The sequence below is a fragment of the Micromonospora sp. CMU55-4 genome (assembly GCF_011602315.1).
Taxonomy (GTDB): domain Bacteria; phylum Actinomycetota; class Actinomycetes; order Mycobacteriales; family Micromonosporaceae; genus Micromonospora; species Micromonospora chalcea.
The window spans coordinates 63,411-80,929 of sequence record NZ_JAAOLH010000005.1; the positions used below are offsets into that span (position 1 = coordinate 63,411).

General features: G+C 71.7%; 18 protein-coding genes. 3 read left to right on the forward strand and 15 right to left on the reverse strand.

The window, feature by feature from the left end:
- Positions 1-52: 52 nt before the first annotated feature.
- Genes carB through pyrR form a run of 5 tightly spaced genes read right to left on the reverse strand, consistent with a single transcriptional unit; the run spans position 53 to position 7,313 of the window.
- Positions 53-3,400, reverse strand: a complete 3,348-nt coding sequence (gene carB / locus HA073_RS11165; RefSeq protein WP_064448508.1) for a carbamoyl-phosphate synthase large subunit — start codon at positions 3,398-3,400, stop codon at positions 53-55.
- A complete protein-coding gene (carA, locus tag HA073_RS11170; RefSeq protein WP_166456327.1) occupies positions 3,393-4,535 on the reverse strand; it encodes a glutamine-hydrolyzing carbamoyl-phosphate synthase small subunit in 1,143 nt (380 codons plus the stop codon). Before carA ends, carB begins: the two co-directional genes overlap by 8 nt.
- Entirely contained in the window at positions 4,532-5,809 is a 1,278-nt protein-coding gene (locus HA073_RS11175; RefSeq protein WP_064448510.1) for a dihydroorotase, read from the reverse strand. The genes carA and HA073_RS11175 overlap by 4 nt, the downstream gene beginning before the upstream one ends.
- Positions 5,806-6,732 carry an aspartate carbamoyltransferase catalytic subunit gene (locus HA073_RS11180; RefSeq protein ID WP_030502502.1) on the reverse strand — a complete coding sequence of 309 codons (927 nt, stop codon included), beginning with the start codon at positions 6,730-6,732 and terminating at the stop codon, positions 5,806-5,808. Before HA073_RS11180 ends, HA073_RS11175 begins: the two co-directional genes overlap by 4 nt.
- Positions 6,729-7,313 (reverse strand): bifunctional pyr operon transcriptional regulator/uracil phosphoribosyltransferase PyrR, encoded by a 585-nt coding sequence (gene pyrR, locus HA073_RS11185; protein ID WP_043324953.1) that lies wholly within the window; start codon positions 7,311-7,313, stop codon positions 6,729-6,731. Before pyrR ends, HA073_RS11180 begins: the two co-directional genes overlap by 4 nt.
- Before the next feature lie 287 nt (positions 7,314-7,600).
- Between pyrR and HA073_RS11190 the strand changes: the two genes are divergently transcribed.
- Positions 7,601-8,089: a transcriptional regulator gene (locus HA073_RS11190; protein WP_013285505.1), complete on the forward strand. Its 489-nt coding sequence runs from the start codon at positions 7,601-7,603 to the stop codon at positions 8,087-8,089.
- 63 nt (positions 8,090-8,152) lie between these two features.
- On the opposite strand, the gene nusB is transcribed toward HA073_RS11190, so the two are convergent.
- Genes nusB through aroB form a run of 4 tightly spaced genes read right to left on the reverse strand, consistent with a single transcriptional unit; the run spans position 8,153 to position 10,708 of the window.
- Positions 8,153-8,563 (reverse strand): transcription antitermination factor NusB, encoded by a 411-nt coding sequence (gene nusB, locus HA073_RS11195; protein ID WP_174534511.1) that lies wholly within the window; start codon positions 8,561-8,563, stop codon positions 8,153-8,155.
- Between the two features lie 23 nt (positions 8,564-8,586).
- Positions 8,587-9,144, reverse strand: a complete 558-nt coding sequence (gene efp / locus HA073_RS11200; protein WP_013285503.1) for an elongation factor P — start codon at positions 9,142-9,144, stop codon at positions 8,587-8,589.
- 41 nt (positions 9,145-9,185) lie between these two features.
- Complete coding sequence (gene aroQ, locus HA073_RS11205; protein WP_043324954.1) at positions 9,186-9,635, reverse strand: type II 3-dehydroquinate dehydratase; 450 nt, start codon at positions 9,633-9,635, stop codon at positions 9,186-9,188.
- The gene (aroB, locus tag HA073_RS11210) at positions 9,632-10,708 is read right to left on the reverse strand and encodes a 3-dehydroquinate synthase (protein WP_166456328.1); all 1,077 of its coding nucleotides are present in this window, start codon (positions 10,706-10,708) and stop codon (positions 9,632-9,634) included. Before aroB ends, aroQ begins: the two co-directional genes overlap by 4 nt.
- A 92-nt stretch (positions 10,709-10,800) precedes the next feature.
- Here aroB and HA073_RS11215 point away from each other — a divergent pair, with 92 nt between their 5' ends.
- Complete coding sequence (locus HA073_RS11215; RefSeq protein ID WP_166456329.1) at positions 10,801-11,343, forward strand: DUF2243 domain-containing protein; 543 nt, start codon at positions 10,801-10,803, stop codon at positions 11,341-11,343.
- On the forward strand, positions 11,340-12,128 hold the full coding sequence (locus HA073_RS11220; RefSeq protein WP_166456330.1) for a cytochrome c oxidase assembly protein: 789 nt from the start codon (positions 11,340-11,342) through the stop codon (positions 12,126-12,128). The genes HA073_RS11215 and HA073_RS11220 overlap by 4 nt, the downstream gene beginning before the upstream one ends.
- A 223-nt stretch (positions 12,129-12,351) precedes the next feature.
- Here HA073_RS11220 and HA073_RS11225 read toward each other — a convergent pair whose 3' ends face one another.
- The 6 genes from HA073_RS11225 to ruvX all read right to left on the reverse strand — a co-directional run bounded on the left by HA073_RS11225 (position 12,352) and on the right by ruvX (position 17,517).
- Positions 12,352-12,861, reverse strand: a complete 510-nt coding sequence (locus HA073_RS11225; RefSeq protein ID WP_043324958.1) for a shikimate kinase — start codon at positions 12,859-12,861, stop codon at positions 12,352-12,354.
- The gene (gene aroC, locus HA073_RS11230; protein ID WP_166456331.1) at positions 12,858-14,036 is read right to left on the reverse strand and encodes a chorismate synthase; all 1,179 of its coding nucleotides are present in this window, start codon (positions 14,034-14,036) and stop codon (positions 12,858-12,860) included. Before aroC ends, HA073_RS11225 begins: the two co-directional genes overlap by 4 nt.
- Positions 14,037-14,325: 289 nt before the next feature.
- Complete coding sequence (locus tag HA073_RS11235) at positions 14,326-14,802, reverse strand: peptidoglycan-binding protein (RefSeq protein ID WP_166456332.1); 477 nt, start codon at positions 14,800-14,802, stop codon at positions 14,326-14,328.
- Positions 14,803-15,026: 224 nt separating this feature from the next.
- The gene (locus HA073_RS11240; protein WP_166456333.1) at positions 15,027-15,857 is read right to left on the reverse strand and encodes a shikimate dehydrogenase; all 831 of its coding nucleotides are present in this window, start codon (positions 15,855-15,857) and stop codon (positions 15,027-15,029) included.
- Positions 15,857-17,059, reverse strand: coding sequence for an endolytic transglycosylase MltG (gene mltG, locus HA073_RS11245; RefSeq protein ID WP_166456334.1), 1,203 nt, complete (start codon positions 17,057-17,059; stop codon positions 15,857-15,859). The genes HA073_RS11240 and mltG overlap by 1 nt, the downstream gene beginning before the upstream one ends.
- Positions 17,056-17,517, reverse strand: coding sequence for a Holliday junction resolvase RuvX (gene ruvX, locus HA073_RS11250; protein ID WP_043324961.1), 462 nt, complete (start codon positions 17,515-17,517; stop codon positions 17,056-17,058). The genes mltG and ruvX overlap by 4 nt, the downstream gene beginning before the upstream one ends.
- Between the last annotated feature and the right edge of the window lie 2 nt (positions 17,518-17,519).

Here is a 17,519-nt window from a genome sequence, read left to right on the forward strand (position 1 = left end):
TTGGAGATCCACATCGCCGCCAACCTCATGATCGGCGCAGTCAGGCGCGGGGTCACTCGCCCGCCCGGAGGGCGGCGTGCAGGTCCTGCAGGGGGCGGACCTTCAGGTCGCCTCGGATGCGGGCCTCGATGCCCATGACCGCGGCTGCGGCGCCGGGGACCGTTGTCACGCAGGGGATGTCGACGCTCACCGCGGCGCTGCGGATCTCGTACCCGTCCGAGCGGGCGCTCGCGCCGGAGCCCTGCGGCGTGTTCACCACCAGCGCCACGTCCCCGCCGAGGATCAGCGAGACCGCGTCCGCACCCTCACCCGACTCGTAGTGCTTGCGGATCTGCTCGCAGGCGATGCCGTGCCGGCGCAGCACCTCGGCCGTGCCGGTGGTGGCCACGATCTCGAAGCCCAGGTCGGCCAGGCGCTTGATCGGGAAGATCATGCCGCGCTTGTCCCGGTTGGCGACCGAGACGAAGATCTTCCCGGCGGTGGGCAGCGAGCCGTACGCGGCAGCCTGCGACTTGGCGAACGCCTGCCCGAAGCCGGTGTCGATGCCCATCACCTCGCCGGTGGACTTCATCTCCGGGCCGAGCAGCACGTCGATGCCCTTGCCGGAGGGGGTGCGGAACCGCTTGAACGGCAGCACCGCCTCCTTGACCGCGATCGGCGCGTCGGCCGGCATGGTGCCGCCGTCGCCGGTGGGCGGCAGCATCCCCTCGGCGCGCAGCTGCGCGATGGTGGCGCCGAGGGCGATCCGGGCCGCCGCCTTGGCCAGCGGCACCGCCGTGGCCTTCGAGACGAACGGCACGGTACGGGAGGCACGCGGGTTGGCCTCCAGCACGTAGAGCATGTCGCCCTGCAGCGCGTACTGGACGTTGAGCAGGCCGCGCACCCCGACGCCGCGGGCGATCTCCTCGGTGTAACGGCGCACCTGGGCCAGGTGCGAGCCGGCCAGGGTGATCGGCGGCAGCGCGCAGGACGAGTCGCCGGAGTGGATGCCGGCCTCCTCGATGTGCTCCATCACGCCGCCCAGGTAGACGTCGCCGTCGGCGTCCACGAGCGCGTCCACGTCGATCTCGATGGCGTCGTCCAGGAACCGGTCCACCAGCACCGGGCGGTCCGGCGAGATGGCGGTGGCCCGGCCGATGTAGTCGCGCAGCGTGGCGTCGTCGTACACGATCTCCATGCCGCGCCCGCCGAGCACGTACGAGGGGCGGACCAGCACCGGGTAGCCGATCTCGTCGGCGATCGCCTTCGCCTCGTCGTACGAGGTGGCCATGCCGTGCGCGGGCGCGCGCAGCCCGGCCCGGGACAGCACCGCGCCGAACGCGCCGCGCTCCTCGGCCAGGTGGATCGACTCCGGGGACGTCCCGACGATCGGCACCCCGGCGTTCTTGAGCCGCTGGGCCAGGCCGAGCGGCGTCTGCCCGCCGAGCTGGACGATCACCCCGATCACGCCGGGGCCGCCGGCGGCCTTGCCGGAGGAGTCCTCGGCGTGCCAGACCTCCAGCACGTCCTCGAACGTCAGCGGCTCGAAGTAGAGCCGGTCGGCGGTGTCGTAGTCGGTGGAGACGGTCTCCGGGTTGCAGTTGACCATCACCGTCTCGTAGTCCACGGCCCGGAGCGCCTGGACCGCGTGCACGCACGAGTAGTCGAACTCGATGCCCTGACCGATCCGGTTCGGCCCGGAGCCCAGGATCAGCACCTTCGGCCGCGCCGAGGGCGCCACCTCGGTCTCCGAGTCGTAGGTCGAGTAGTGGTACGGCGTGGTCGCCTCGAACTCGGCCGCGCAGGTGTCCACCGTCTTGTAGACCGGCCGTACGCCGAGCCGGTGGCGCAGCGTGCGGACGCCGTCCTCGGCGGCCAGCTCGGGACGCAGCGCGGCGAGCTGCCGGTCGGACAGGCCGGCGCGCTTGGCCCGGCGCAGCAGACCGGCGTCGAGCACCGGCGCGGCCACGATCTCGGCGCGCAGCTCGACCAGCGAGGCGATCTGGTCCAGGAACCACGGGTCCATGCCGCCGGACGCCTCGGACACCTCGGCGATCGACGCGCCCAGGCGCAGCGCCCGCTCGACGGTGTAGAGCCGGCCGTCGTGCGGCGTCCGCAGCGCCGCGAGGGTGTTCTCCAACGTGGCGCCGTCCGGGTCCGGAGTGGTCCAGAAACCCGACGCCTTGGTTTCCATCGAGCGCATCGCCTTGTTCAGCGCCTCGGTGAAGTTGCGGCCCAGGCTCATCGCCTCGCCCACCGACTTCATGGTGGTGGTCAGCTCCGGGTCGGCGCCGGGGAACTTCTCGAACGCGAACCGGGGGATCTTCACCACCACGTAGTCGAGCGTCGGCTCGAACGCGGCCGGCGTCTTGAGCGTGATGTCGTTCGGGATCTCGTCCAGCGTGTAGCCGATGGCCAGCTTCGCGGCGATCTTCGCGATCGGGAAGCCGGTGGCCTTCGACGCCAGCGCCGAGGAACGCGACACCCGGGGGTTCATCTCGATCACGACGATCCGGCCGTCGGCCGGGTTCACCGCGAACTGGATGTTGCAGCCGCCGGTGTCCACCCCGACCTCGCGCAGCACCGCGATGCCGAGGTCACGCAGCCGCTGGTACTCCCGGTCGGTGAGCGTCATCGACGGCGCGACGGTGACGCTGTCGCCGGTGTGCACGCCCATCGGGTCGACGTTCTCGATCGAGCAGACCACCACCACGTTGTCGTGGCGGTCGCGCATCAGTTCGAGCTCGTACTCCTTCCAGCCGAGCACGCTCTCCTCGATGAGCACCTCGTGCACCGGGCTGGCCGCCAGGCCCGAGCCGGCGATGCGCTCCAGGTCCTCGTCGGTGTGCGCCATGCCGGAACCGAGGCCGCCCATCGTGAACGACGGCCGGATGACCACCGGCAGGCCCAGCTCGGCGACCGTCTCGCGGACCTCGTCCATCGAGTGGCAGACCCGCGAGCGCGGCACCAGCGCGGACGGATCCTCCAGGCCCAGCCGTACGCCGGCCTTCGCGACGATCTCCTTGAACAGCTGCCGGTCCTCGCCCCGGTTGATCGCCTCGATGTTCGCGCCGATCAGCTCGACGCCGTACTTCTCCAGCACGCCCGCCTCGTGCAGCGCGACGGCGGTGTTCAGCGCGGTCTGCCCGCCGAGCGTCGGCAGCAGCGCGTCGGGGCGCTCCTTGGCGATGACCAGCTCGACGAACTCCGGGGTGATCGGCTCGACGTACGTGGCGTCGGCGAACTCCGGGTCCGTCATGATCGTCGCCGGGTTGGAGTTGACCAGGCTGACCCGGATCCCCTCGCTGCGCAGCACCCGGCAGGCCTGGGTGCCGGAGTAGTCGAACTCGCAGGCCTGTCCGATCACGATCGGCCCGGAGCCGATCACCAGGACGTGCTTGAGGTCGGTCCGCTTAGGCATTCTTGCGCCCCTCGATCAGCTCTGCGAAACGGTCGAAGAGGTAGTCCGCGTCGTGCGGGCCGGCCGCCGCCTCCGGGTGGTACTGGACGGTGAAAGCGGGGATGTCGACGCCCCGCAGCCCCTCGACCACGTTGTCATTGAGGCAGACGTGTGACACCTGGACACCGCCGAACTCGGTCTGGATCACCTGATCCGGCACCACCGCGCCGTCCCCGGCGCCCGGCACCTGCACCGCGAAGCCGTGGTTGTGGCTGGTCACCTCGACCTTGCCGGTGGCCCGGTCGAGCACCGGCTGGTTGATGCCGCGGTGGCCGTACCCCAGCTTGTAGGTGCCGAAGCCGAGCGCCCGGCCGAGGATCTGGCTGCCGAAGCAGATGCCGAACAGCGGGATCCGCCGGGCCAGCACCTCCCGGGCCAGCGCCACCGGACCGTCGGCGGTCGCCGGGTCGCCCGGGCCGGGCGAGAAGAAGACCGCGTCCGCGCCGGTGGCGAGCAGGTCCTCGATCGTCGACCCGGCGGGCAGCACGTGGGTGGTGACGCCGCGGGCGGCGAGCCGGCGCGGCACGTTGCGCTTGATGCCCAGGTCCACCGCGGCCACCGTGAACCGGTGCTCGCCCTCCGCCTCGACCACGTACGGCTTGGCGGTGGTCACCTCGTCGGACAGGTTCGCGCCGACCATCTGCGGCGAACGGCGCACCCGCTCCAGCAGCGCGGCCGGGTCGTCCTCGACGCTGGAGATGCCGACCCGCATCGCGCCGCGCTCGCGCAGGTGCCGGGTCAGCGCCCGGGTGTCCACCCCGCTGATGCCGACGACGCCCTCGGCGGCGAGCCGGTCCTCCAGCCCGCCGTCGGCGCGCCAGTTGGAGCTGATCCGGGCCGGGTCACGCACCACGTACCCGGCCACCCAGATCCGGTCGGACTCGTCGTCCTCACCGTTGACGCCGGTGTTGCCGATGTGCGGCGCGGTCTGCACCACCACCTGCCGGTGGTACGAGGGGTCGGTGAGCGTCTCCTGGTAGCCGGTCATGCCGGTGTTGAAGACCGCCTCGCCGAAGGTCTCCCCGACGCTGCCGTACGCCTCGCCGTGGAACGTGCGCCCGTCCTCGAGGACGAGAATCGCAGGACGTCTCTTCACTTAACTGCCTTTCCGTCCAGGACCGTCGGCTCGCCGCGCAGGAAGGTCGCCACGATGCGACCCGGCAGCGTCATGCGGGCGTACGGGGTGTTACGACTACGGCTGGCCAGCTCCGCCGGTTCGATGACGCGGCGGGCGGCGGGGTCGACAAGGGTCAGGTTGGCCGGCACGCCGGGCGCCGGGTCGACGCCGTGCCCGGTCAGCCCGGCGATGCGGGCCGGCGTGCGGGACATCCGCTCGGCGATCAGGTCCCAGCGGGGGCCGAACACGTCGAGCGCGATGGACAGGGCGGTCTCCAGGCCGAGCATGCCCGGCCGGGCGTACGCCCACTCGCACTCCTTGTCCTCCACGGCGTGCGGGGCGTGGTCGGTGGCGATGATGTCGATCACGCCCTCGGCCAGCGCCTCCCGCAGCGCGGCGATGTCGGCGGCGGTGCGCAGCGGCGGGTTGACCTTGAAGACCGGGTCGTAGCTCTCCGCCTTGGCGTCGGTCAGCAGCAGGTGGTGCGGCGTGACCTCGGCGGTGACCCGTACCCCGCGCGCCTTGGCCTGGCGCAGCACCTCGACGCTGCCGGCGGTGGAGACGTGGCAGACGTGCAGGCGGCTGCCCACGTGCTCGGCCAGCAGCACGTCCCGGGCGATGATCGCCTCCTCGGCGACGGCCGGCCAGCCGGTCAGGCCGAGGCGGGTGGACACCTCGCCCTCGTGCATCTGCGCGCCCTCGGTGAGCCGGGGCTCCTCGGCGTGCTGGGCGATCACGCCGTCGAACGCCTTGACGTACTCCAGGGCCCGGCGCATCAGCCGCGGGTCGGCCACGCAGTGCCCGTCGTCGGAGAAGATCCGCACCCCGGCGGCGGAGTCGGCCATCGCGCCCAGCTCGGCCAGGCGCTCGCCGGCCAGCCCGACGGTGACCGCGCCGATCGGCTGCACGTCGACCAGGCCGGCCTCCCGGCCGAGCCGCCACACCTGCTCGACCACGCCGGCGGTGTCGGCGACCGGCGAGGTGTTTGCCATCGCGCACACCGCCGTGTACCCGCCGAGCGCCGCGGCCCGGGAGCCGGACTCGACGGTCTCGGCGTCCTCCCGGCCGGGCTCGCGCAGGTGGGTGTGCAGGTCGACCAGGCCGGGCAGCGCGACCAGGCCGGTCGCGTCGACGACCGTGGCGTCGTCGGCGGCGAGTCCCTCGCCGACGGCGGCCACCACGCCGTCGCGGATGAGCAGGTCGGTCGGCTCGCCGCCGACCACACTGACGTTAGTGATGAGGTACGCGGTCACCGGTTGTTCCCTCCGAGCAGCAGGTAGAGCACGGCCATCCGCACGGAGACCCCGTTGGCGACCTGTTCGACGATGGTGGAGCGGGGCGAGTCGGCCACCTCGGGCGTGATCTCCATCCCCCGGTTCATCGGCCCGGGGTGCATGACGATCGCGTGCTCGGGCAGCCGGCGCATGCGCGGCCCGTCGAGCCCGTAGCGGCGGGCGTACTCGCGGGCCGACGGGAAGTAGGAGTCACCCATCCGTTCGCGCTGCACCCGCAGCATCATCACCACGTCCACATCTGGGAGAACGGCGTCGAGGTCGTAACAGACGTCGGTGCCGGGGGCCAGGGCTGCGGCGATGTCGACCGGGATGAGCGTGGGCGGGCCGATCAGGGTGACCTTCGCGCCGAGCGTGGACAGCAGCAGCACGTTGGAGCGGGCCACCCGGGAGTGCAGCACGTCGCCGACGATCGCCACGTGCAGGCCGTCGAGCCGGCCCAGCCGGGACCGCATCGTGTACGCGTCGAGCAGCGCCTGGGTGGGGTGCTCGTGGGTGCCGTCACCGGCGTTGACCACCGACCCGTCGACCCACTCGGCCAGCCGGTGCGGCGCGCCCGAGGCGGGGTGCCGGACGACCACCGCGTCCGCGCCCATCGCCTGGAGCGTCAGCGCGGTGTCCTTCAGGCTCTCCCCCTTGGCCACGCTGGAACCCTTGGCAGAGAAGTTGATCACGTCGGCGCTGAGCCGCTTGGCGGCCGCCTCGAACGAGATCCGGGTCCGGGTGGAGTCCTCGTAGAAGAGGTTCACCACGGTGCGCCCGCGCAGCGCGGGCAGCTTCTTGACCTCGCGCCCGGCCACCGTCGCCATCTCCGCGGCGGTGTCCAGGACCAGGGTGGCGGTGGCGGCGTCCAGGTCGGCGCCGGAGAGCAGGTGCCGGATCATGCGGGAGAGCCTCCGTACAGCCGTACCTCGTCGGCGCCGTCGGTCTCGGCGAGGGTGACCTTCACGTTCTCGGCCAGCGCGGTGGGGATGTTCTTGCCGACGTAGTCGGCGCGGATCGGGAGCTGACGGTGACCGCGGTCGACCAGGACGGCGAGTTGCACCGAGGCCGGGCGGCCGACGTCGCTGAGCGCGTCGAGCGCGGCCCGCACGGTGCGGCCGGAGAACAGCACGTCGTCGACGAGGATCACCCGCTTGCCGTCGATCCCGCCGGACGGCAGGTCGGTCGGGCCGACCGCGCGGGTGGCGTGCCGGCGCAGGTCGTCGCGGTAGAGCGTGATGTCGAGCACGCCGACCGGGACGGTGACGTCCTCGAACGTGCTGATCCGGTCCGCGAGGCGGCGGGACAGCGGCACACCGCGGGTGGGGATGCCGAGCAGCACGGTGTCGGCGGCGCCCTGGGTCTTCTCCAGGATCTGGTGGGCGATGCGGTCGACCACCCGCGACACGTCCGCAGCGGCGAGGATCACCTTCACCGAGGGTTGTCGCGGCGGTGACGAATGGGCAGCCGGTGGGTAGGCCACGGCGGACCTCCTTCCCCGCCTCACGGGACGGGTCGTTAAAGGACGTCTGGGTCGGCTCCGGGGGCCCGCGCGGGGCCCGGACCGGGGCTTCACGCCACGTTACCAGCGGTCACCGGGCCGCCCGCCGCCGGTACTGACCTGCTGGTCAGCCCGGAGAAATGGGGACAAGCCACACGAGCGTCCTAGACGTCGTGGACAGCAACACTTGACCGCGTGTCGCAATCCCCGTACCGTCACGCTCCGTAGCGATAGCTGGGAGAACCCCGAGCAGCACTGGGAGTGTCCGAATGCCCTCTGAATACGCCAAGTCGCTGGGCGCCCGCCTGCGCTCCATCCGCCAGCAGCAGGGCCTGTCCCTGCAGGGGGTGGAGGAGAAGTCGAACGGGCGGTGGAAGGCCGTGGTGGTCGGCTCGTACGAGCGCGGCGACCGCGCCGTCACCGTGTCCCGCCTGGCGGAACTGGCCGACTTCTACCGCGTTCCCGTCTCGGAGCTGCTGCCCGACGGCAGCGGGGTGCGTCACGAGCCCACCAGCAAGATCGTGCTGGACCTGGAGCGGCTCTACGACGAGGCCTCCGAGGACCTGGCCTACGTCGCCCGCTACGCGCGCGCCATCCAGCAGCAGCGCGGCGACTACAACGGCCGGGTGCTCTCCATCCGCGCCGACGACCTGCGCGCCCTCGCGATCGTCTACGACGCCTCACCGTCGGGGCTGATCGAGCGGCTGACCGAGCACGGCGTGCTGGTCGCCGACCCGCGGGCGTTCTTCGCGTCCTGACATCACGTACGAGAAGGGCCCGTGTCGGACGGCACGGGCCCTTTCGTCGTCGGAGCGCGGGGCTCAGCGGCTGGCGTACTCGGCGATCCGGCCGAGGATGCCGTTGAGGAACCGGGGCGAGTCGTCCGTCGACATCTGCCGGGCCAGCTCCACCGCCTCGCTGATCGCCACCGCGTCGTCGATCTCGTCGACGTAGAGCAGCTCGTACACGGCGATCCGGGCCAGGTTGCGGTCGACCACCGGCATCCGGTCCAGCGTCCACCCCTCGGCGTAGCTGGCGATCGTCTCGTCGATCCGGTCGAGGTGCGCCGCCACGCCCTCGACCAGCCCGACCGCGTAGCCGAGGTGGTCGGGGCGCGGCTGCTCGATCCGCTCCAGGTAGCCGGCGAGCACCTCGACCGGCGGGCGGTCCCGCAGGTCGGCCTCGAAGAGCACGTCCAGCGCCCGCTTGCGCGCCTTGCGACGCGCGGGCATCTGCTGCTTGGGACCCTCGGCCATCAGGCTCGGCCGAGGTAACGGCCGTCGCGGGTGTCGACCTTGATCTTCTCACCGGTGGTGATGAACAGCGGCACCTGCACTGTGGCGCCGGTCTCGACGGTGGCCGGCTTGTTGCCGCCGGTCGACCGGTCGCCCTGCAGGCCCGGCTCGGTGTAGGTGACCTCGAGCACGACCGAGGTCGGCAGCTCGATGTACAGCGGCACGCTCTCGTGGGTGGCGACGGTCGCCTCGGCCTCGGGGAGGAGGTAGTTGGCGGCCTCGCCGACGGTGCCGCCGGGGACGGTGATCTGGTCGAACGTCTCCAGATCCATGAAGACGTAGTCCTCGCCGTCGGCGTACAGGTACTGCATGGTGCGCTTGTCCACGGTCGCGGTCTCGACCTTGGTGCCCGCGTTGAAGGTCTTGTCGACCACCTTGCCGGACAGCACGTTCTTCAGCGTGGTGCGCACGAAGGCACCACCCTTACCGGGCTTGACGTGCTGGAACTCGACGACGGCCCACAGCTCGCCGTCCAGGTTGAGTACCAGGCCGTTCTTCAGGTCGTTGGTGGTGGCCATTTCCTGCCTTGATCATCAATTGGCGGACAGACCGTCCAAGTCTACTCGCCCTGTCGAATCGGACTCGCACGCTGAGCCAGATGCTGCAGCGCCAGCCGGTAGCCGTCCACGCCCAGCCCGCAGATCACCCCGGTCGCCACCGCGGAGACCACCGAGTGGCGCCGGAACTCCTCCCGGGCGTGGATATTGGAGATGTGCACCTCGACCAGCGGGCCGCGCAGCATCGCGCAGGCGTCCCGCACCGCTACCGAGTAGTGCGTCCAGGCCGCCGGGTTGAGCACCACCGCCGCCTCCTCGTCGGCCGCCGCGTGCAGCCAGGCCAGCATCTCGTGCTCGGCGTCGGTCTGCCGGACCACCACGTCCAGCCCCAACTCCCGGCCGTGCCGCTCGCAGTCGGCCACCAGCTGGGCGTAGCTGGTCACCCCGTACACGTCGACCTGGCGGGTGCCGAGCCGGCCCAGGTTCGGCCCGTTGAGCACGTACACCCTCATGAGCTGATCTCCGCGTACGCGGCGGCGAGCAGGTCGTCCGGCGGCGCCTCCAGGATCGCCGGGCGGGCGATCCCGTCGAGCACCACGAACCGCAGCCGGCTGCCCCGGGCCTTCTTGTCCACCCGCATCGCGGCCAGCAGTTCCGGCCAGGCGTCGGCCCGGTAGCCGGTGGGCAGGTCGAGCGCGGTCAGCACCCGGCGGTGCCGCTCGGCGTCGGCCGCGTCGAGCCGGCCGGCGAGCCGCGCGAGAGTGGCCGCGTAGACCAGGCCGGCCGACACCGCGTGACCGTGCCGCCAGCGGTACCCCTCCACCTTCTCGATCGCGTGGGCGAGGGTGTGCCCGTAGTTGAGCACCTCGCGTACCCCGGATTCGCGCAGGTCACCGGCGACCACGTCGGCCTTCACGCGGACCGCGCGCTCGACCAGTTCCCGCAGCACCGGCCCGGCCGGGTCGAGCGCGGCGGCCGGGTCCCGCTCGACCAGGTCGAGGATCACCGGATCGGCGATGAACCCGCACTTGACCACCTCGGCCATGCCGGCGGCCAGGTCGGCCGGGGGCAGGCTGTCCAGCGTCGCCAGGTCGGCCAGCACGCCGGCCGGCGGGTGGAACGCGCCGACCAGGTTCTTGCCGGCTGCGGTGTTGATGCCGGTCTTGCCGCCCACCGCCGCGTCGACCATGCCGAGCAGCGACGTCGCGACCGGCACCCAGCGCACGCCGCGCAGCCAGGTCGCGGCGACGAAACCGGCCAGGTCGGTGACCGCGCCGCCGCCCACCCCGACCACCGCGTCGGTACGGGTGAACCCGGCGTCGCCGAGCCGCTCCCAGCAGGCCGCCGCCACGTCGACGTGCTTGCCCGCCTCGGCGTCCGGCACCTCGATCAGCAGCGGCGTCACGCCGCCCTCGCGGACCGCGTCGGCGAGCCGGTCGGCGAGCGCCTTGAGCGGCGGCGCGTGCAGGAAGGCCACCCGCTCGGCGCCCGCCAGCAGCACCGGCGGCGGGTCCAGCAGGTCACGTCCCACCAGCACGTCGTACGGCCGCTCGCCGCCGACCGGGATCCGGGTCACCTCGTCCATCGCGGGCAGCCTAGTCCAGCGCGCCGCCCCCGCGCGGCCGTTGTCCACTGGCTGGGTGTTTGTCCGGCCACATCGCGGGTAGGGCGGCCGGAATGAGTGAGACGACGGCACACGCGACCCGACCGGAGTCCGCGACGAGCATCCGGCTGCCCGCCACGATCCTCGGCGTCGGGCTCGGCGGCTTCGTCGACGGCATCGTCCTGCACCAGGTCCTGCAGTGGCACCACATGCTCAGCAGCACCGGCAGCGACCGGATCGGCGTCCGCGAGTACCCGGTGGACACCGTGCCCGGCTTGCAGATGAACACGCTCTGGGACGGCCTATTCCACGTGGTCACCTGGGTGGCGGTGCTGACCGGCCTGGCCCTGCTCTACTCCCGGGTCACACACTCGCGGGGCCGGCTGTGGCGCTCGCCGATGCTGTGGGGCTGGGCGCTGATCGGCTGGGGCCTGTTCAACCTGGTCGAGGGCGTCGTCGACCACCACCTGCTCGGCATCCACCACGTCCGCGGCGGCCCGAACCAGCTCTGGTGGGACCTCGGGTTCCTCGCGCTCGGCGTGGTGCTGATCGCTGTCGGCTGGACGATCCAGCGCCGGGCCCGCACGGTGGACCTCTGCGCGCCGGAGCGCCGGTGAGCCTGGCTCACGCCGGGCACGCCGACGGCGGCTTCCCGGCGATCGCGCTGATCCCGGCGGCGCTGTTCTGGGCGTACCTGGCCGCCGCGCTGCGGCTGCGGGACCCGGGCGGGCCCGGCTGGCCGCACGCCCGGACGGCGAGCTTCGGGCTGGGCGCGCTGCTGCTGGCGGGCGGGCTGGCGTGGCCGGCCGGCGACTTCGTCGGGCACATGTGGCAGCACCTGCTGATCGGCATGCTCGCGCCGCTGGCGCTGGTGCTCGGCGCCCCGGTCACGCTGCTGCTGCGCACGCTGGACCGGCGTACCGGCCGGGCACTGGTCCATCTGCTGCGGCATCCGACAGCACGGGTGCTCGGCCACCCGGTGACCGGCCTGCTGCTCACCGCGGGCGGGCTGTGGCTGCTCTACCTCACCCCGCTGTACCGGGCCACGCTGGACAGCCCGGCCCTGCACACGCTGGTGAACGTGCACTTCCTGCTCAGCGGCTGCCTGTTCGCCTGGTCGATCGCCGGTCCCGACCCGGGCCCGCACCGCCCGCGCGTACCGGTGCGGCTGGTGGTGATCGGGGTCGGGGTGGCCGCGCACGCCACCATCGCCCAACTGCTCTACGCCGGGCTGTTCGTGGACGTGCCGGCGACCGCCGCCGAGCTGCGGGCCGGGGCCACGCTCATGTACTACCTGGGTGACCTGGCCGAGATCGCGCTGGCGCTGGCGCTGCTCGCCACCTGGCGACCGGAGCGGAGCCCTCGCCGCAGGGCGGCCGGGGCCGTTGCGGCAAATGCCTGACCGGCCCGTCCCGACACGTTTCCCACGCACCCATGGCGTTCCACCCACCGACGCCATCGACGCCGACTGGAACGCCACGGGTGCCATAACGCTCGGGAGACACCCAAGGCGTTCCACCCACCAACGTCATCCACGCCGGGTGGAACGTCATGGGTGCCACGACACCCCGGAGACACCCACCGCGTTCCACCGAGGGCGGGAGCCGGGCGCGGCAGTGCGGGTGTCAGGGCTTGAGCAGCGCGGCGATCTCCGCGGCCAACTCCTCCGGCGTACGCCCGTCCGTCACCACGGTCGCGGTCGCCACCTCGGCGTAGAGCGGGCGGCGCTGGTCCATCAGGTGCTTGAGCGTGGCGCGCGGGTTCAGCGCGAGCAACGGACGCCCGGCGCCCAGACCGACCCGCTTGACCGCGTCCGGCAGCTCCACCGACAGGTGCACCACGGTGTGGCCGATCAGCGCTGCCCGGTTCTCCTCGGCCAGGACCGCGCCGCCGCCGATCGCGAGCACGCCCGCGTGCGACGCGAGCGCCGCCGCCACGGCGGCCCGTTCGAGGGTACGGAAGTGCTCCTCCCCCTCGTCCACGAAGATCTCCGGAATGGGCTTGCCGGCGAGGTTCTCGATGTCGGCGTCGGTGTCCCGGAAGTCGACGCCGAGCGCCTCGGCCAGCGCCGTGCCGACAGTGGTCTTGCCGGCACCGGGCGCACCGACCAGCACGCAGATCGGCCGGGTGCTCACCGGATCACCAAGCTGTCGAGGTAACCGGTCAGGTTGCGGCGCATCTCGGCGACCGAGTCGCCGCCGAACTTCTCCACCGCCGCCTCGGCCAGCACCAGCGCGACCATCGCCTCGGCCACCACCGCCGCCGCCGGCACCGCGCACACGTCGGAGCGCTGGTTGATCGCGGTGGCCGGCTCGCCGGTGGTCACGTCGACCGTGGCCAGGGCCCGGTTCAGCGACGAGATGGGCTTCATGGCCGCCTTCACCCGCAGCGGCTCACCGGTGGTGATGCCACCCTCCAGGCCACCGGCCCGGTCGGTGATCCGCCGCACGCCGGTGGCGGTGGGCACGATCTCGTCGTGCGCCTCCGAGCCGCGCGAGCGGGCCTGCTGCCAGCCGTCGCCGATCTCCACGCCCTTGATCGCCTGGATCGACATGAGCGCGGTGGCGAGGCGCGCGTCGAGCTTGCGGTCCCACTGCACGTGGCTGCCCAGGCCCGGCGGCACCCCGTACGCGAGCACCTCGACCACGCCACCGAGCGTGTCGGCGGCCTTCTTCGCGGCGTCGACCTCGGCGACCATCCGGGCGCTGGCCTCGGCGTCGAGGCAGCGCAGCGGGTCGGCGTCGATGCGCGCCGCGTCCTCCGGCGTGGGTCGCAGGCCCAGCTTGACCGCCACCGGGCCCAGCTCGACCACGTGGGAGACGATCTCGACGCCGAGCGCCTGACGCACCAGCGCCTTGGCGACGGTGCCCACCGCAACCCGGGCGGCGGTCTCCCGGGCGCTGGCGCGCTCCAGGATCGGCCGGGCGTCGGTGTGCCCGTACTTCTGCATGCCGGCCAGGTCGGCGTGACCCGGGCGGGGACGGGTCAGCGGCGCGTTGCGGGCCTGACTCGCCAGCTCCTCCGGGTCGACCGGGTCGGCGGCCATCACGGTGCGCCACTTGGGCCACTCGGAGTTGCCGACCCGGATCGCCACCGGGCTGCCGAGCGTCACGCCGTGCCGGAGCCCGCCGATGATCTCGACCTCGTCCTGCTCGAACGACATCCGGGCACCCCGGCCGTAGCCGAGCCGGCGCCGGGCCAGCTCGCCGGAGATCTCCCCGGTGGTCACCTCGATGCCGGCGGGTACGCCCTCCAGCATCGCGACGAGGGCGGGTCCGTGCGATTCACCTGCAGTCAGCCAGCGCAACACGACGGTCAGTGTGTCACGCCCGGTGGTCACCGGCGTACGCCGCCCGCCGCATCCCGCCCACCGGACGCGAGCGATCCGAGCAAGGGGGCAGCGGCAGCGCGCCGACATGAGGTGATCCGTGCGGCTGAGGACGTGTGGCACGGGCGGTCAAGCGAATCACCCGCCGGGCGTCTGGCTCCCTCGGGGCTGCGGAGAGGTGTCCGACGAAGCGACGGACACCTCTCCGCTACCGCGATCCGTCCCGAAATCCCTGGAACTCACGCGTCAGTCGATCAGGCAGTGAAGCTCGTCAGCACCACGACGGCTTCGAGGAGTAGTAGACCACCGACCACGTGTCGTTCGAGTTGTAGAAGAGTGCCGAGTACCGGCCGTTTGCACGCTTGAACGCGGCAACGCCGTTCGAACCGTTGTAGTAGACATAGCCGTTGCCCTGATCGGTCAGCCGGTTGTCGGCCTTCCCGAAGGTGGCGGGTCCGACCTTCCCGTCAGCGGTGAGGCCGTTCCGGCTCTGCCAGGTCTTCGTGGCCGCCAAGGTCTTCGGACCGAACGAACAGTCGACGTCCACAGTGCTCATCAGCCCGTCCGCGACCAGAACCTTCTGCCAGAGCCCTACAGCGCCGCTGTTCGCATAACTCGTCGTGCTGAGCGTCCCCTCGTCACCCCAGTCATCGGTCACTGCGTCGACGCCGCTGATGTAGCCGGCGGAGGCGGATGCTGAAGCGGACGATGCTCCCCCGAAAGCACCGAGCATCGCCGCTGCGGTCATTAGAGCAGTACCTACCGCGGTCCCCGTTCGTCTGCGCAAGATTCTTCCTTCCCGCACACAGAGCCATTGACGCTCTGTAACAGCCTACGCACGTATAGAACAATATGATCACAGGCTGGCCGCGTGGGGAAGGGCTTGCTTCGAAGTAGGTGGATACGCGCCGACGGGTCTACGCCACCTGTAGTCGGTGAGACCCGATGGCGGTTGACACCAGGCTCCCCGGTTCAGCGATTGCTCAAACGGTCGTTACTCAAGGCGTCGGCCATCGCGGCGCGTGGGGCGGTGACGCCGGTGAACTGCTCGAACTGGCCGTACGCCTGGGCAAGCAGCAGGTCCAGCCCGGAGACCACCCGGCACCCGGCTGTCAGCGCCGCCGCCGCGAGCGGCGTGGGCCACGGATCGTAGACGACGTCGAAGAAGACCGACTCCGGTCGCCAGTCGAAGTTGTCGGCGAGCGGGTCGGCCACGCCCTTCGGCACCGTGGAGATCACCAGGTCGGCGCGGGCGTGCGCGGGCGCGCCGTCCCACTCGGCCCCGGCCAATGGCACGCCGGCCGCCGCCGCGACCGGGCGCAGCTCGTCGACCGCCTCCGGGCGGCGGGCCACCACAGTCACCTCGGCCGCCCCGATCCGGGCTGCCGCCGCGATGGCCGCCCGGGCGGTGCCACCGGCGCCGAGCACGGTGACGACCGCCCCGGCGACGCAGCCCGCGCCGGTGAGCACCTCGACCATGCCGGTGACGTCGGTGTTGTCCGCGTACCAGGTGCCGTCGGCGCGTCGTACCAGCGTGTTGGCGGCGCCGACGGCGGCGGCGGCCGGTGAGACCTCGTCGGCCAGCGCGAGCGCCGCCTCCTTGCCCGGCATGGTCACCGACAGCCCGGCCCATTCCGGGCCGAGGCCCGCGACCAGGCCGGGCAGGTCGTCGGCGCCGGCTTCGATCTGGGTGTACGACCAGCCGCTCAGCCCGGCCGCCGCGTACCCGGCGGTGTGGATCACCGGGGAGAGCGAGTGGGCGATCGGCTTGCCGACCACCGCGGCGCGGCGGGGATCGGCCATCAGATGATCCCGGCCTCGCGCGCCTTCTGCTCGTTGCGTTGGTGCTCGGCGTAGGTCTCGGCGAACGCGGAGCGCCCGTCCTTGCTGATCGCCACGAAGAAGAGCCACTTGCCCGGCGGCGGGCTGAGCGCGCCCTGCAGGGCGTCCTTGCCCGGGTTGTTGATCGGGGTGGGGATCAGGCCGCGCAGCTTGCGGTTGTACGGGTTCTTCGGGTCGTCCAGCTCGGCGGCGGTCATGTCCTTCGACGCCTTGGTCGGCCGCCCGGTCAACTCCAGGTAGTAGTTGACGGTGACGTCCATCTCCAGACAGCCGCAGTCGAAGTTGCCCTTGTAGACCCGGTTGTAGGCGACCTGAGCGACCTTGCCCAGGTCGACCTTGTTGCCGGCCTCGGCCTGCGCGAGCGAGGCGACGATCAGCGCCTCGTACGGGGTGATGCCACCGCGGTCCTGCTGCACCTTCTCGGCGTACTGCATGTTCGAGGTGACGGTGAGGAAGTTGTTCACCATCAGCTTGAGCACCGTCTCGGCGGTGGCCTTCGGCGGGATCTCGTAGGTGTCGGGGAACAGGAAGCCCTCGATCGACGGCTTGACCTTCTTGCCGTCGGAGCGCTTGAACCACCAGTCCGGCACGCCGAGCGCCTCCGGATCCTTCGCCGCCGCCTCGAAGTCCTTGACCGGGATGTCGGTCTTCTCGGAGAGCCGCTTGTAGACCGTCTTCGCGGTGAGCCCCTCGGGAATGGTGATCCCGTTCACGATCCGGTTCTTCAGGTCCAGCATGGCCGCGACCGCCGCGTCGCCGCTCATCTGCTTGCGCAGCTTGTACGTGCCGGGCTGGATGTTCTTGCTGCGCGAGTTCTCCTCGGCGGCCTCGATGAACGCCTTGGTGCTCTTCACCACGTCGGCGGCGACGAGCGCGTCGGCCATGTCGGCGAGCAGCGCGCCCTGCTTGATCTCGACGGTCACCTGGCCGGTGCCGGAGCCGTCGTAGTCGGGGGTGACGAAGTAGTTCTGGACCCGGTCGAAGCCGTAGAACGCGCCGCCGCCGATGCCGCCCAGCAGGATCAGCGCGAGCGCGAGGGCGAGCAGGGTCTTGCCCCGGCCGCCGCCGGACTTGCCCTGCCGTCGGCGTACCGCGCCGCGCCGGTGCCGGCCCTTCTCCCCCCTGTCCTGCTCGTCGAAGCCCAGATCAAGGTCGTCGATCATTGCGTCCGCCTCCGCTGTGCGTCCAGCCAGCTCTGCAGAATCTCCACCGCGGCGGCCTGGTCGACCACCGCCCGTTGGCGCTTTCCCCGGACGCCCCGTTCGGCCAGCCTACGACTCGCGACGACGGTAGACATCCTCTCGTCCGTCAGCGTCACCGGAATCGGCCTCATTACATCAGCCAATCGGCTGGCATAGGCTGATACGTTCACCGCCGCGGGGCCGTGCTTTCCGGCGAGGTTGACCGGCAGGCCGACCACGATCCCCACCGCCTCGTGCTCGGCGGCGAGCCGGACCAGCTCGGCCATGTCGGCGGGCACCGCGTCCGGTTCGGCGGTCAGGTCGCGGGCCAGCGTGACCAGGGGCGTGGCGAGGATGCCGTGCGGATCACATCGGGCCACACCCACCCGGACCTGGCCCACGTCGACGCCCAGCCGGACGCCACGGGACAGCTCGGCCACTA